At 56.8% G+C, this 14,872-nt stretch carries 15 protein-coding genes; 6 read left to right on the plus strand and 9 right to left on the minus strand.

Going from position 1 to position 14,872, the window contains the following annotated elements; all coding sequences use genetic code 11:
• Positions 1-18: 18 nt before the first annotated feature.
• The 9 genes from ACZ46D_RS06940 to rfbA form a co-directional block, all read right to left on the minus strand.
• Positions 19-1,254: an O-antigen ligase family protein gene (locus ACZ46D_RS06940; protein ID WP_464926729.1), complete on the minus strand. Its 1,236-nt coding sequence runs from the start codon at positions 1,252-1,254 to the stop codon at positions 19-21.
• 71 nt (positions 1,255-1,325) lie between these two features.
• Positions 1,326-2,438: a glycosyltransferase family 9 protein gene (locus tag ACZ46D_RS06945; protein WP_464929263.1), complete on the minus strand. Its 1,113-nt coding sequence runs from the start codon at positions 2,436-2,438 to the stop codon at positions 1,326-1,328.
• Positions 2,438-3,349 (minus strand): glycosyltransferase family 2 protein, encoded by a 912-nt coding sequence (locus ACZ46D_RS06950; protein ID WP_464926730.1) that lies wholly within the window; start codon positions 3,347-3,349, stop codon positions 2,438-2,440. The genes ACZ46D_RS06945 and ACZ46D_RS06950 overlap by 1 nt, the downstream gene beginning before the upstream one ends.
• Positions 3,350-3,353: 4 nt before the next feature.
• The gene (gene waaC / locus ACZ46D_RS06955) at positions 3,354-4,406 is read right to left on the minus strand and encodes a lipopolysaccharide heptosyltransferase I (protein WP_464926731.1); all 1,053 of its coding nucleotides are present in this window, start codon (positions 4,404-4,406) and stop codon (positions 3,354-3,356) included.
• A gap of 10 nt (positions 4,407-4,416) precedes the next feature.
• Positions 4,417-5,193 carry a glycosyltransferase family 2 protein gene (locus tag ACZ46D_RS06960; RefSeq protein ID WP_464926732.1) on the minus strand — a complete coding sequence of 259 codons (777 nt, stop codon included), beginning with the start codon at positions 5,191-5,193 and terminating at the stop codon, positions 4,417-4,419.
• Positions 5,183-6,283 carry a dTDP-glucose 4,6-dehydratase gene (rfbB, locus tag ACZ46D_RS06965; RefSeq protein ID WP_464929264.1) on the minus strand — a complete coding sequence of 367 codons (1,101 nt, stop codon included), beginning with the start codon at positions 6,281-6,283 and terminating at the stop codon, positions 5,183-5,185. Before rfbB ends, ACZ46D_RS06960 begins: the two co-directional genes overlap by 11 nt.
• Complete coding sequence (rfbD, locus tag ACZ46D_RS06970; protein ID WP_464926733.1) at positions 6,276-7,151, minus strand: dTDP-4-dehydrorhamnose reductase; 876 nt, start codon at positions 7,149-7,151, stop codon at positions 6,276-6,278. The genes rfbB and rfbD overlap by 8 nt, the downstream gene beginning before the upstream one ends.
• Positions 7,148-7,693 (minus strand): dTDP-4-dehydrorhamnose 3,5-epimerase, encoded by a 546-nt coding sequence (rfbC, locus tag ACZ46D_RS06975; protein WP_464926734.1) that lies wholly within the window; start codon positions 7,691-7,693, stop codon positions 7,148-7,150. Before rfbC ends, rfbD begins: the two co-directional genes overlap by 4 nt.
• Positions 7,690-8,568: a glucose-1-phosphate thymidylyltransferase RfbA gene (rfbA, locus tag ACZ46D_RS06980; RefSeq protein WP_464926735.1), complete on the minus strand. Its 879-nt coding sequence runs from the start codon at positions 8,566-8,568 to the stop codon at positions 7,690-7,692. Before rfbA ends, rfbC begins: the two co-directional genes overlap by 4 nt.
• Before the next feature lie 253 nt (positions 8,569-8,821).
• Between rfbA and ACZ46D_RS06985 the strand changes: the two genes are divergently transcribed.
• The 6 genes from ACZ46D_RS06985 to ACZ46D_RS07010 all read left to right on the plus strand — a co-directional run bounded on the left by ACZ46D_RS06985 (position 8,822) and on the right by ACZ46D_RS07010 (position 14,714).
• Complete coding sequence (locus ACZ46D_RS06985; RefSeq protein WP_464926736.1) at positions 8,822-8,992, plus strand: Trm112 family protein; 171 nt, start codon at positions 8,822-8,824, stop codon at positions 8,990-8,992.
• Positions 8,985-9,812: a sugar phosphate isomerase/epimerase family protein gene (locus tag ACZ46D_RS06990; protein WP_464926737.1), complete on the plus strand. Its 828-nt coding sequence runs from the start codon at positions 8,985-8,987 to the stop codon at positions 9,810-9,812. Before ACZ46D_RS06985 ends, ACZ46D_RS06990 begins: the two co-directional genes overlap by 8 nt.
• Positions 9,813-9,916: 104 nt before the next feature.
• Positions 9,917-13,462 (plus strand): DNA polymerase III subunit alpha, encoded by a 3,546-nt coding sequence (gene dnaE, locus ACZ46D_RS06995; protein ID WP_464926738.1) that lies wholly within the window; start codon positions 9,917-9,919, stop codon positions 13,460-13,462.
• A 103-nt stretch (positions 13,463-13,565) separates the two neighbouring features.
• Positions 13,566-13,817, plus strand: a complete 252-nt coding sequence (locus ACZ46D_RS07000; protein ID WP_464926739.1) for a CopG family ribbon-helix-helix protein — start codon at positions 13,566-13,568, stop codon at positions 13,815-13,817.
• Positions 13,804-14,082: a type II toxin-antitoxin system RelE/ParE family toxin gene (locus ACZ46D_RS07005; RefSeq protein ID WP_464926740.1), complete on the plus strand. Its 279-nt coding sequence runs from the start codon at positions 13,804-13,806 to the stop codon at positions 14,080-14,082. The genes ACZ46D_RS07000 and ACZ46D_RS07005 overlap by 14 nt, the downstream gene beginning before the upstream one ends.
• A gap of 50 nt (positions 14,083-14,132) precedes the next feature.
• Positions 14,133-14,714 carry a PhnA domain-containing protein gene (locus ACZ46D_RS07010; protein WP_464926741.1) on the plus strand — a complete coding sequence of 194 codons (582 nt, stop codon included), beginning with the start codon at positions 14,133-14,135 and terminating at the stop codon, positions 14,712-14,714.
• Positions 14,715-14,872 lie beyond the last annotated feature (158 nt).

Genomic DNA, 14,872 nt, shown 5'->3' on the forward strand with positions numbered 1-14,872 from the left:
GCCTGTCCCATCACAACCCTATGCCGCCATGGATGCTTTGCTGTCTTCGTTGACTCGCCACAATATTGTTCCCATGGCAAAAATCACGCACAGAACCGACTCGGGATAATGACTGAAAACAGGGTCAAAAAATCCAATTACGAAGAATGGCAGCCCTGCGGCGAAAACAGCGGCGGCCCACGACCTTATCGAATCGTTTTCGCCATTTTGCTTGAGTAGCCACAGCATGCGAAAAAACGAAAACATGACCCCAAAAAATAAGAGAATACCGGGAATGCCTGTCCGCACTGCAATATCGGTGTACATATTGTGGGGATTTAATAAAATTTCTTGCGTCTGGAATTTTTCCGACAACTTGGCATTGTAGCTTTGTAAATCCAGATTGCCACCAAAGGTTTGCATGCCAAACCCTATCCCGGTTATGGGGTGGTCCTTCACCACTTCCCAAACAAGCAGTGCCTGTTTAATTCTTACGTTATCGGTCATATTATTTGTAAATCTCCCTCCGGCAGGACTTACAAGCAGGATTCCGCCAAGCAACAATACGAGTCCGACCAAAATCATCTTCCGCGCGGAAAGAAGAATTACCAACGAAACAAACAAAGCCAGGAATGCACCCCTGGTTTGGGTCAGCAAAATTACAGTAAAAGCCGACAGAGCGCAGCCAGAGAAAAATATCTTCCAAGGCCACCCTTTGGCCTGGGAAATATTGAGGATACTGAAGATAATTGAAATTACGGCGATGATTCCTATCAAATTGGTTGTCACCTCGGTGAAACATGCACCAAATCTCTGGGTAAGGGGGGTTCCAATCACCACATAGTCATAGTACAACCGCCAAAGAAAAAGACTTGAGGCTGAACAGATTATTATCCAGGAGAGAACAAATAATTTTTTCGTTGAGTCAAAAACATTAACCAGAATGAAATACAAAAGAATATATTTCAACAAATGCGTATAGAAATCATGAATACTATTTCCTGTGTTCAACGCATAAAAAAGGCCCACAAAGCACCAGGCCACAAAAAGAATTCCTGACAATGCCAGGGGGGTCTGAAAAGAAAATTTCATCTTCCTGAACAGAAATAAACCAACAACCAAGGACACCGACAAATAATAACAAATCTCCTTGAGCGTGGTTGTGTGTGGAAAAGGAATCAGAAAAACAAAAATCCCGAGGACTACCGGAATACTTGCAGCCAGGAAAGAAAAAAATGTACTGCGATTATCTTTCGTTGTCACATTCAGCTCCATTCACATTATCCCCTTCTAACACATCCCAGATCTTGAGTTTATGACCAATCCCAGCAAATGACCGGCGCCCATCAACTTAACGTTATCGCAGAGTTACTCCACAGATGGGTCTCAATCTGTGCCCGAACCTCTTCAAGGGTCAATTCATCCAAGCAGCTACTCTTTTCGCCATTTTTGCATCCCTTTTCTCGGCATGGAACACACGACATTTTTTTCTGAACGACAAGGTGTTGCCTGCCCACCGGCGCCCAGGACACCGGAGACGACGGGCCAAATATCCCGATCGTGGGGGTTCCCACCGCTGCGGCAATATGAAGCCCAGCGCTGTCGACCCCTATAAAAAACTGACAGTTCTTCAACAAAGCCGCATACATGGCGATGGAGGTCTTGCCGGCAAAATTATAGCATCCCGCGCCACAGCCCCGGACAATTTCCTCGGCCCTGTCTTTTTCCACGACAGATCCGGTGACAATCACAACCACTCCGTATTCCGCCACCAGCCACTGGATCAGGGCGATGTACTTTTCCTTGCCCCATTCCTTATACTGCCAAAGGGAAAACGGCTGCACCGCAACAATCTTTTTATTTTCGGGAAGCGCTGCCTCTTCAAAAAGAACCCGAATTTTTTCCTGCTTCTCCCCGGCAACAGCCAACTCGGGGGTTCTCTGTTCAGTTGTAATCCCAGATGCTTCGAGCAGACAGAGGAGATAATCGACAACATGCAGGTCAGGGGTATACTCACGTTTCAAAAGACCGGTAAAGAGCCGATTCCGCCATAATTTGCCATCATCGGCATAAAAACCGATTCTTTGGGATGCCCCCGACAAAAATGCCATTATGGCTCCGCGCGTTCCGGTTCGCAGGTCAATGGCCAAATCACAATGGAGTCTTTGCAGATTGCGAAAAAAATCGAGCTGGAAACGAAGCTCTTCCCAAAACGACTGGGACGATTTCGTAACCGCGATAACCTGATCAAGCCAAGGACAATCCTCCAGCAGCTCGGCAGCCTTGCCCCAGACAGCGACCACAATCCTGGCCTGTGGATAGTTCTCCCGCAAGGCCCTGATACAGGGCAGAGTCAGGACAACATCACCAATATCACCGAGTTGGATCAGCAAGATATTGCGCGGTGATCCTGCTATCGTTGTCTTACCTGTAACCAATGTCATATCTACCAAAGGCATCAGGGGCAACCCCGGAGATGCCAAAAAAGCAACTGCAGGTACAGCGCCAATCTTCCCCGGATGCCCCCATGCAACCCCAGTGTCATAAACAGGCCGATTCCGTTCAACAAAACATTGAGAAGCAGACGTACCACGACCAACAGGCCATGGAACGGCCAGAGTTGCGGGAACCATTTGCGGAGATATTGATACCGCGCCCGATAAAACATGATGCGGGCTCTGACATTATGCCCGGCACTCTGGCCCTGTAAATGGTAGATGCGGGCATCAGGGACAAAACAGGATTTCCAGCCCGCCTTGAGCATGGCAAACGCCCAATCCGTTTCCTCCAGGAAAAAGAAGTAGCGCTCATCCAGCAGCCCCACCGCCTCCATGGCCGCCTTGCGCACCATCAGGCAGGCACCGATGCAGGATTCCACCTCAATGGGTGCCCTATATTCCTGCCTTTTACTTGGGAATCTGCGCGGCCACAGAAGGCGCAGCACTGTTTCATTACAGAGAAGGCCCAATAAACTCGGGAAATTGGCAATGGAATTCTGCTTGGAGCCGTCCGCATTGAGCAACTGGCCGCAGGCCATGCCAACCTCGCCGTGATTTTCCAGGTATGTAAAAATTTTTGCAATGGCCCCGTCCGTCAACACTGTATCGGTATTGAGCAGCAGCGCATACTTGCCCTGCATAACCCGCAGGGCTTTGTTGTTGGCGGCGGCAAAACCGAGATTTTTCTCATTCTGGATGATTCTAACCTGCGGATACTGGGCCCGCACCGCTTCAACGCTGCCATCGCTGGAGGCGTTATCAACGAGAAAAACCTCAAAGCGCAACTCCTTGACCGTGGCATACAGTGAGGCCAGACAATCCAGCAGCAACTCCCTGGTGTTCCAGTTCACGATAACGATGGAGATATCCATGCGCTCAGCTCCCGCCCTTGAGCACTGCTTGCGTTGCCTGCACCACCTGATCCACGGTGATCTGGGCCATGCAGGCATGCTCACGGTCGCACTGCCTCTTCAGACAAGGACTGCAGGCAACTTCCGCCCGCAGGATCCGGTGGCCCTCACCGAAAGGCCCGGTCCGCCAGGGCGCAGTCGGCCCGAACAGGGCGACCACCGGGGTGCCTGCCGCCGCTGCTAAATGCATAGGGCCGGTGTCGGTGGTAATGAGGACGTTCACCCGTTCATAGAGCGCGGCCAGCTCTTTGAGGGTTGTCCTGCCGGCCAGACTCACGGCCTTGCCGGTCATGGCACTGCGAATCTCTTCGATGCCCTGCACGTCCTGCGGGCCGCCGCTGAAAACAACGGCCATGCCCTTGTCGAGCAGCTGGTCGGCAACCCGGGCAAAACGATCATTGCGCCAGTGCTTGGTTTCCCAGGTGGTCATGGGGTTGATGGCCACCAACGGCCGGGCCGGATCGATCCCTTCAGCCGCGAGCAGTTGCCCCACCTTTTCCCGCTGTTCATCGGTAACCGGCAGATCAAAAACAACCTCCTCGCTCTCAATGCCGATGGCCTTGAGCAGCAGCAATTCCCGGATGGCCGCATGCTGGTCCATGTTCACCGGCGGGATGGGCTCGTTGAGAAAGAGGTAGCTGCATTCGGCATGCTCCATCCCCTTGCCGAAACCGACCTTTCTTTTGGCCCGGGCCAGCCCGACAAATATCCCGCTTTTCAGCAGCCCTTGAAAGTCGAGGAGCAAATCGTACTCCGTACCCCGCAACTTTTTGACAAAGTCGGCAAACCCTCGGTAGGCTGCCAGCAACTTGCCCTGTTTCAGGTCCCGGATCCAGGCCTTGCGCCGGGAAACCAGCACGGTATCAAGGGCCTTATGACCGATAACCAGATCGGCCGCCGCCTCTTCCACAAGCCAATCGATCCGGGCCTCCGGATATTTGCGGCGCAGGGCATTGAGGGCAGGAAGGGTATGGATGACATCGCCGATGGCGCTGGTCTTGACGATGAGAATATTCACGGAATCAGCATCAAGACGGCGAATCTTTTTCTTTTTGCTTCTGCAGCTCGCGCAGCTTGGCATACTTGAAAAATACGTTCATAAAATCGGAAACAGCCATGATAAAGCCTTCGCCCCGGTCGAGGAAACCACCCCGGAGAATATAGTTGTAAAAAAAAGCCCAGGCCGCCCGAAGATACGCCTTGGTGACCGAAGCGGTTTTTCCTTGGGCAAACAGCTCGTTGGCCCCGGCGGAAGAATAGTGGTTCACCTTACTCAGGGTCTGTTCCAGATCTTTGTTGGCGTAATGGATCAGAGGATGGTGCAGAGCCCCCACCGGGCCATGCACCTCCAAGGATTCATGTACCGAACGTTCGGACATCCTGGCGGAATCCTTGCGAAACAGACGAACCACCCGGTCCGGCCACCAGCCGGCATGCCTGAGCCAGCGGCCGCAAAAGTAATTTTTGCGGGGAAAGCTGTAGGCGACACACGTTCCCGCAGCCAACACCTCCCTGATCTCCCACTGCGTCTCCGCCCCAACCCGCTCATCGGCATCGAGCACCAGCACCCAATCGTGGCGGCAGCGGTCAATAGCCAGCTGCTTCTGACGGCCAAACCCCTGCCAGGGCTCGTCGTACACCACGGCGCCAAACTCCCGGGCAATATCCACGGTCCTGTCCGTGCTCCCTGAATCCACCACCACGACCTCGTCGGCAAAGGAAACGCTGGCCAAACACTCGGGCAGACGGTCCTCCTCGTTCTTGGTGATGATGGCCACGGAGAGTGGCAATTTCTCAGTGCGCATACTGCTTTTCCAGCCAATCCCGATAGCTGCCGTTCATCACCGCCCGCCACCAGGGTTCGTTAGCCAGATACCAGTCAATGGTTTTTCTGATCCCGGTTTCAAAGGATTCCAGGGGCTCATAGCCCAGCTCGCTCCGGCTTTTCGCGGCGTTGATGGCATAACGCCGATCATGGCCGGGGCGGTCTTTGACAAAGGATATGAGAAACTCCGCCGGGTGCCCCAGACAGATGGGAGAGCGCGGAAAGCGCTGCCGCAGACTCTCGGAAGCGGCAAGCCGTTCATCCACCAGACTGCAGACCAGCCGGACGATTTCGATATTACGCCATTCGTTATTGCCCCCAATATTGTAAACCTCGCCGACCCTGCCCTTGCGCAGAACCAGATCGATGCCCCGGCAATGGTCCTCCACATGGAGCCAGTCGCGGATGTTCAGGCCGTCGCCGTAAATAGGCAGCGGTTTTGCCTCCAGGATGTTGAGGATGATCAGCGGGATCAGCTTTTCCGGAAACTGGTAGGGGCCATAGTTGTTCGAACAATTGCTGGTGGAAACCTCAAGCCCATAAGTGTGGTGATACGCCCGCACCAGATGGTCGGAGGCCGCCTTGCTCGCCGAATAGGGCGAGTTGGGGGCATAGGCAGAGGCCTCCGTGAAAGGCGGCTCCTCCGGAGTGAGCGAGCCGTAGACCTCATCGGTGGAAACGTGGTGGAACCGGTGCGGCCGCCTACTACCCCCGTCCAGCCAAATCTTTTTCGCCGCCTTGAGCAGGCTGTGGGTGCCGACCACATTGGTGGTCACAAAGGGGTCCGGGCCGTGAATGGAGCGGTCCACGTGGGATTCGGCGGCAAAATTGACCACGGTGTCAAGCCCCTCTTCGGCCAACAGGGTTTCGACCAGGTCCTGATCCCCGATGTCTCCGTGGACAAAGCGGAAATTGTCCTGCTCCAGACATCCGGCAAGACTGGCCATATTCCCGGCATAGGTCAGGGCATCGAGCACCACCACCCGATCCTGCGGATATTGGGCCAGCCAGTAATGAACAAAATTGGCCCCGATAAAACCGGCCCCGCCGGTAACCAGCAGCTTATGCACCACGGTTCTCCTTGTATTCAAGCAACATCCGCCGCAGGGCAACCCGCCAGTGGGGCGACGTCATCCCCAGGACCGCCCAGGTCTCGGTTTTGTCCAGCACACTGTAGGCTGGCCGCTTGGCCGGGGTGGGATAAGCAACGGTATTGATGGGCTGGATGGGAATCTCCCGGGCAAGCAGCCCACAAGCAAGCCCCTCTTCCTGGATGGCCACGGCAAAATCATACCAACTGGCCACCCCGGCATCGGTCCAGTGGTAGATGCCCTTTGGCTGCACCCGGCACATCTGCCAGAGAGCCTCGGCCAGACCGCCCCCCCAGGTCGGGGTGCCAACCTGATCCGCCACCACCCCAATATTTTCTCTCTCACCCATGAGCCGCACCATGGTGGTGACAAAATTATTACCAAAAGCGGAATAGAGCCAAGCGGTGCGGACAATGGCCACCCCCTCCGGGTAGGCCGCAAGCGCCAGCTGCTCGCCGGCCAGCTTGCTGGCGCCGTAGACACCCAAAGGGTTTGTCCGGTCCGTGGGCAGATAGGGGCGAGATTGCGCTCCGTCAAAGACAAAATCCGTGGACATATGAAGACAGTAAGCACCCACCGTGCGGGCCGCCTCGGCAAGGTTTCCCGCGCCTTTGCCATTGACAGCAAAGGCGGCATCCGACTCGCTTTCCGCCCGGTCCACCGCGGTATAGGCGGCGGCATTGATAATCACCTGGGGCTGGAAAGCAGTCACCCTGGCCGCCACGACTCCTGCTTCCCTCAGGTCAAACTCTTGCGAGCCCAAGGCCAACAGTTCCGTGTCGGCGGGCGTGCAGCGTTGCAGTTCCCGGCCCAGCTGGCCGTTGCTGCCGACGAGCAAAACCCTCATGGATACAACTCCGCCTCGGCCAGCGAGACCCCGGCCAGATCCTTGGCCGACAACAAAGGCGCATGAGCCAACAACGGCCAGGAAATGCCCAGTTCGGGATCATCCCAGCGGATGCAACGCTCATGCTCCGGAGCATACAGCTCCGTGCACTTATAAACAAATTCGGCCTCGGGGCTTAGCACGTAAAAACCATGGCCAAAACCCGGCGGCACCCAGAGCATCTTCTTGTTTTCCGCAGAGAGGATATCCCCGATCCATCTGCCAAAGGTGGGAGAACTTTTTCGCAAATCTACGGCCACATCAAACACCTCGCCGCTAATCACCCGCACCAGCTTACCCTGGGGCTTTTCGATCTGGTAATGCAGCCCGCGCAGGGTGCCCTGCACCGATTTGCTGTGGTTGTCCTGGACAAAACTGCAATCAAGGCCGGCTGCGGCAAACTTTGCCGCATGCCAGGTCTCCATGAAAAACCCGCGGGAATCCCCAAAGACCTGGGGCTCGATGAGCAACACCTCGGGAATCTCGGAGGGAACAAACCTCATCGGCCCTGCTCCTCCTCAAGAATCTGGAGCAGATACTGACCATAGCCGTTTTTCCGCAGGGGCTCGGCCAGCCGCGCCAACTGCGCGGCATCGATGTAGCCCATCCGAAAGGCGATCTCCTCAAGACAGGCAATCTTCAACCCCTGCCGATCTTCCATGACCTTGATGAAATTGGCCGCATCCAGCAGGGAATTATGGGTACCGGTGTCAAGCCAGGCCGTGCCCCGCCCCAGGAGTTCAACCTGCAGCTGTCCCTTGGCAAGATAGGCCTTGTTGACATCGGTTATCTCAAGCTCCCCCCGGGCGGAAGGCTTAAGATTTCTGGCAATCTCGACCACCTGACTGTCATAAAAATAGAGACCGGTCACGGCGTAATGGGATTTCGGCTTGGTCGGCTTTTCTTCGATATCCAGCACGGTGCGGTCCGGGCCAAAGGAGATCACCCCATAGCGCTCGGGATCCCGCACGTAGTAGCCGAAGACCATCCCGCCTTTGGGATCGGCCGCTTTGTCCTGAATGGTTTGAGCCAGTCCGGGTCCGTAGAAAATGTTATCCCCGAGGATAAGGCAGACCGGCGCATTGCCGATGAATTTTTCCCCGATCACAAAGGCCTGGGCAATACCCTCGGGCCTGGGCTGCACCGCGTATTCCAAGGTAATGCCCCACTGACTGCCATCGCCCAGCAACTCCATGAATTGCCCCTGATCCTCCGGGGTGGTGATGAGCAGAACCTCCCGAATCCCTGCCAGCATGAGGGTGGACAGGGGGTAATAGATCATGGGCTTGTCATAGACCGGCAGCAGCTGCTTGCTCACCGAACGGGTCAGCGGATACAACCGCGTACCAGAGCCACCTGCCAGGATTATTCCTTTCATTTTCGCTCTTCTCCCAAACAAACCCCGCCGGACAGATAGCCAATCGCCGCATCCACGGAAAGGCTTGCTTTTCTCGGCGGGGCATTTTATCTTCACTCAGAATTTACCGACATGATCCGGCCACCTGAAAAGGTCCGATATCCTAGCGCATTTTGCAAGAAATAGAAAGTTTTTAAGATAATTCCGACGCCTGTGTTGTTTGCCGCTAAACGAACCCCATCTGCCGCCGATTACCATCAGCCGGAGCCGTGCCATGATCAGCCAAGAACTGCTTGATATCCTTGCCTGCCCCAAATGCAAAGGGGAGGTAACGCTCACCGAAAAAAAAGACGGTCTGGTCTGCAAGAGCTGCCGACTATTGTACGAGATCCGTGAGGACATCCCCATCATGCTCATCGACGAGGCCAAAAAGCTGGATGATTGATGCACGCCTGACCGGTGAAAAAATGACGTACCAGCACATCACCTCGCGCTGTTTTATCAATTTTCCGTTTCGCCGGCTCCAGCAGGAGCTGGATCTTGTTCTCACCCACCGGATTCAGCCGGAAATCGGCCTGGAAGGCGATACGCTCTACACTGCCACCGCTGCCGAATACCGGGAGGTTGCCGAGACCCTGGCCGAGGCCGGGCTTGGCTGCACCCTGCACGCCCCTTTTTTCGATCTCGCTCCGGGGGCCTTGGATGAGCATATTCTGGCGGCCACCCGCACCAAGCTGGGCAAGGCCTTTGACCTCATCGAGGTATTCCGACCGGCCGCTGTGGTCTGCCACCTGAACTACGAAGAAAACAAACACGGCTACAAGCAATCCGCCTGGTTCAACGCAGCCCTGGCAACCTGGCAGGCGCTACTGACACAAGCCGCCGCACACCAAGTACCGCTGATGCTGGAAAACACCTACGAAACAGGACCAGAACAGCATGAAAAAATGCTCGCCGCCCTGAACTCGCCCCTGGCCAGGTTCTGCCTCGACGTTGGCCATGTCGCCTCCTTCGCCAAAAACAGCTGGCAGGCGTGGCTGCCCACCATGGCACCCTGGCTCGGCCAGCTCCACCTGCATGACAACCATGGCGACCGGGACGCGCACCTTGCCCCGGGCCGGGGGGACTTTGATTTTTCCGGTCTGTTCAGGTATCTTAAGGAGCAGCGGTTGCAGCCTCTCGTCACCCTGGAGCCCCACACCGAGGATGACCTGTGGGAAAGCCTGGCCGCCCTAGACCGGATGCAATTGTTCCGTACGGAATAAAAACAGAACAGCTTGCAGGCAACGGCGTTTATCTTTTACCCGCATCGTTACCCGTGCTTCTTTGCAGCTTTGCCTTAACCATTTAAATTTACCTGGAACTACCCATGCCGGAAACCCCGCCAGCCAATTTCGTCCACCTCCATGTCCACACCCAGTACAGCCTGCTCGACGGCGCCATCCGGGTCGGCGACCTGTTGGCCAAGTGCAAGGAATACGGGATGGACTCCGTGGCCATCACCGATCACGGCTCCATGTTCGGGGCGCTGGAATTCTATGTCCAGGCTAAAAAGGCCGGGATCAAGCCCATCATCGGCTGCGAGTTCTATGTCTCCCCCAGCCACCGCTTCGACAAATCGGCAAAAAGCGCGGGCAAGGCCGCCTTCCACCTCGTGCTTCTGGCCATGAACAATACCGGCTACCAGAACCTGCTCAAGTTGGCCAGCCTGGCCCAGCTGGAGGGGTTCCACTACAAGCCGCGCATCGATCTGGAGGTGCTGGCCAGCCATGCCGAGGGGCTCATCGCCCTCACCGCCTGCCTGCACGGCGGTATCCCCATGCGCATCACCGCCGGCGACATGGAAGGCGCCCGGGAAGAGGCGCGCCAGCTCATGGCCCTGTTCGGCGACCGCCTCTATCTCGAGATGCAGGAAAACAATATCCCGGAACAGACCGTGGTCAATACAGGGCTCAAGCAGCTCTCCCAGGAGCTGGGCATCCCGCTCATTGCCACCAACGACTGCCATTACCTCAACCGGGAAGAGGCCCAGGCTCACGAGGTGCTGCTCTGCATCCAGACCGGCAAAACCATGCACGATGCCAGCCGCTTCCGGTTCTCCACGGACGAACTCTTCTTCAAATCGCCCGACGAGATGAAAAGGGCTTTTGCCCATTCGCCCGAGGCCATCGCCGAGACGGTCCGCTTGGCCGAGCGGTGCAATGTCGAGCTGACCTTTGGCGAGTCCCATTTCCCCATCTTCCCGGTGCCCGAGGGCGATAGCCTTGACTCCCTGTTCGAAAAGGCCGCCCTGGCCGGACTGGAAGAACGGCTCAACGACATGCGGGAGATCGGCGAACTCACCCCGGAGATTGAAAAAACCTACCGCGACCGGCTGACCCACGAAATCGACGTCATCATCAAGATGGGCTTTCCCGGCTATTTTCTCATTGTGGCCGACTTCATCAACTGGGCCAAGGACCATGAGATTCCGGTGGGCCCAGGCCGCGGCTCCGGCGCGGGCAGTCTCGCCGCCTATTCCATGCGGATCACCGACATCGACCCCATCCCTTATGGCCTGATCTTCGAGCGTTTCCTGAACATCGAGCGCAAGTCCATGCCCGACTTTGACGTGGACTTCTGCCAGGAGCGCCGCGGCGAGGTCATCGAGTACGTGCAGCAACGCTACGGCGGCGAGGCGCATGTCGCCCAGATCGTCACCTACGGCTCCATGAAGGCCCGGGCCGTGATCCGCGACGTGGGCCGGGCCCTGGGCGTGGCCTACGGCGACGTGGACCGCATCGCCAAGCTCATCCCGGAAGAGCTGAAAATCACGATCAAAAAGGCCATCGAGGCTGAGCCCCGCCTCCAGGAGCTGATAAAACGCGACCCCCAGATAGAGGAGCTTCTCCGTATCGCCCAGACCCTGGAAGGGCTCAACCGCCATACCTCCATCCATGCCGCAGGTGTCGTCATTTCGCCCAGGCCCATGGTGGAATACCTCCCGGTTTGCAAGGGCCCCAAGGGCGAGGTCTTGACCCAGTACGACATGATCCACACCGAGATGACCGGGTTGATCAAGTTCGACTTCTTGGGCCTCAAGACCCTCACCGTCATCGACCGGGCCCTCAAGCTGATCGCTACGGATATCGGGCATAAGCCCGACATCAACCGCATCCCCCTGGACGACACCAAGACCTATGACCTGCTGGCCAAGGGCGACGCTCTGGGGGTGTTCCAGCTGGAAAGCTCCGGCATGCGCGGGTTGCTGATGAAGATGAAGCCCGAGGTCTTTTCCGACCTCATCGCTCTGGTGGCCCTCTACCGCCCAGGCCCGCTGGAATCCGGCATGGTGGATCAGTTTGTCGATACCAAGCACGGCCGGATGCAGGCCATTTATCCGTTGCCGCAGTTGGAACCGATCCTCAAGGAGACCTACGGGGTTATCGTCTATCAGGAACAGGTCATGAAGATCGCCAACGTCCTGGCCGGCTACTCCCTGGGCGATGCCGACAACCTGCGCCGGGCCATGGGCAAGAAAAAGGCCGAGGTCATGGAGGCGGAGAAGGAGAAATTCCTGGCCGGGGCCAAGAAGAACAGTATCCCGGCTGACAAGGCCGAGTACGTCTTCGACCTGATGGCCAAGTTCGCGGGCTACGGCTTCAACAAAAGCCACAGCGCGGCCTACGCCCTGATCGCCTACCAGACCGCCTGGCTCAAGGCCCACTATCCGGCCCAGTTCATGGCCGCCCTGCTCTCCTGCGACGTAGGCAACACCGACAAGGTGGTGCGCTACATCATCGAATGCCGGGACCACGACATCGAGGTCTTGCCCCCGGACATCAACGAATCGGACAAGGACTTTGCCGTGGTCAACGACCGCATCCGCTTCGGCCTGGCCGCAGTCAAGAACGTGGGCGGGCAAGCCCTGGACTCCATCATGGAGGTGCGGGCAGTAGAAGGCCCCTATGCAGGGCTGGAGGATTTCTGCGACCGGGTCGATTCCCGCAAGGTGAACCGGCGGGTCATTGAAAGCCTGATCAAGGCCGGGGCCTTTGATTCCCTTGGGGCCAAACGCTCCCAGCTCTTCGCCATCCTGGATATGGCCCTGGAACAGGCCCAGTCCGCACAACGGGATCGCTTGAGCGGCCAGATCTCGCTCTTCTCAGCCATGCCGCAGGCCCAGGGCAGCAAGGCCAACACCATCGACCTGCCCAACATCTCGGAATGGACCGAGAAAGAGCGGCTCCTCTTTGAAAAGGAAACCGTGGGCTTCTACCTCACCGGCCATCCCCTGGACAATTTCTACCAGGAAATCAAGGCCGTGGCCGACACCGACCTCACCAGTCTTGGCGACTGGGGCGACAACCAACCGGTGCGGGTGGGCGGCCTGGTCCGGGAATACAAGGATCATCGCAGTAAAAAAGGCGACCGCATGGCCTTCATCGTGCTCGAAGACCGGGCCGGCGCCGTCGAGGTGGTCGTTTTCCCCGAGGCCTTTGCCAAGTGCGGCCATCTCCTCACCTCCGACGAGCCTATCATCGTGCTGGGCACGGTCAAACAGGAAGAACAGGGGGCCAAGATCATCGCCGAATCGGTGGACAGCCTGAGCGAGGCGCGGAGCAAATACACCAACGGCGCCCGCATCCTGCTCAAATCCGACCAGGTGAGCAGACCGAAATTGGAAAGCCTGAAAAACAAGGTGCGCGAGTTCCATGGCACCTGCCCGGTCTCCCTGACCCTGCAATTTACCGGCCGGGGCGAGGTGGATATCGAGCCGCCCTCGGATTTCACCGTCCGGCCCTGCAAGGAATTCGACGCAGCGGTGGAAGGGCTGCTGGGCTATAGCGCGGTGATGTACCTGAAAACCAAGGCGGAGATCCAGCCCCGCAACGGCGGCAAGGGCGGGCGCTGGCGGCAGAATGGGCAGGGGTGAGCGAGGGAACTGCCAAACCGGCGGCTACTGGCTTGTCTCTCTACCCAAACCATGCTATCATCACTTATGATGACAATGTATACAAAACAAAGAGGCGGCCAGTATGAATGAAACGATCTTAGTTTCCACACGGGTATCCGCTGATCTGGCTGAGCGCTTGGCAGCCTTGGCGCAAACAACCCATCGCTCAAAGTCGTTTCTGGCAGCACAGGCGATTGAGGAATTTCTCAATGTCCAGGAATGGCAGGTGGAAGCGATCAAGGAGGGTCTTGCCGCCGCCGATCGTGGCGACCTGAAAAGCCATGAACAGGCCATCGCCATCCTCAATACTTGGGGAAAGAATGCGAAGGCTTGAATGGGCCGCGCCCGCGCTGGACGACCTGAAAGCGGCAGGTGAGTACATTGCCCAAGATAACCCCACGGCGGCAAGGCGAATGGCAAGCCGGGTCATAGAAGCGGTGGAACTCCTGCAAGACCAGCCCAACCTGGGCAGGCCGGGCCGGTTATCGGACACGAAGGAGCTTGTTGTTTCCGGCACCCCGTTTGTTGTTGTGTACCGGGTGCGAAAAGGAGACGTGCATATTATCCGACTTCTGCATCATTCCCTGAGTTGGCCGTAAGCGTTTTCAGATGAGCATCCAGGCCAACGACAAAGAAGGAACAAAAACCAATGACTACAGAAAAAACCTTACACGTCCGCAGCGAATCCAAATGTGAATTGTGTGGCGCCACAGAGAGCCTGGGCGTGTATGAAGTTCCACCCACCTCAAACGGCAGTGCGGACCAGTGCGTGCTTCTCTGTGCAACCTGTCGCGAACAGATTGACAATCCGGAAAAAGTTGATGTGCATCACTGGCGCTGCCTGAACGAAAGCATGTGGAGTCAGGTCCCCGCAGTGCAGGTTATGGCCTGGCGGATGCTGAAACGCCTGAGCGCCGAAGGCTGGGCCCAGGACCTGCTCGACACGCTTTATTTAGACGAAGAAACCCAGGCCTGGGCGCAAGCAACGGGCGAGGGAGAAAGCAAGGAAGAGGCAGTCAAACATCGCGACAGCAACGGCGCACTGCTTACAACAGGCGATACGGTAACGTTGATCAAGGATTTGGATGTAAAAGGGGCCAACTTTACGGCCAAGCGCGGCACCGTAGTGCGCGGAATCTCGCTGGTGGCGGATAACCCTGAGCATATCGAGGCCAGAGTAAACGGCCAGCGGATTGTAATCCTGACCCAGTTTGTCAAGAAGGCGAACTAGGCAAGGGGGCCCACAACTTCAAAAAAAACGGATGATTCTGCCCCCTCAACCCACCCGCAAGCAGACATTCATTTTGTTAAACCCGGAGAAGAATTGGCTGAAAAGCGTTTTCCCTGGCCGCTATTGACGGTCCCCCTATTTCTGTTTATTTTTAAATC

It is taken from the genome of Thiovibrio sp. Mzg5 (genome assembly GCF_055379285.1).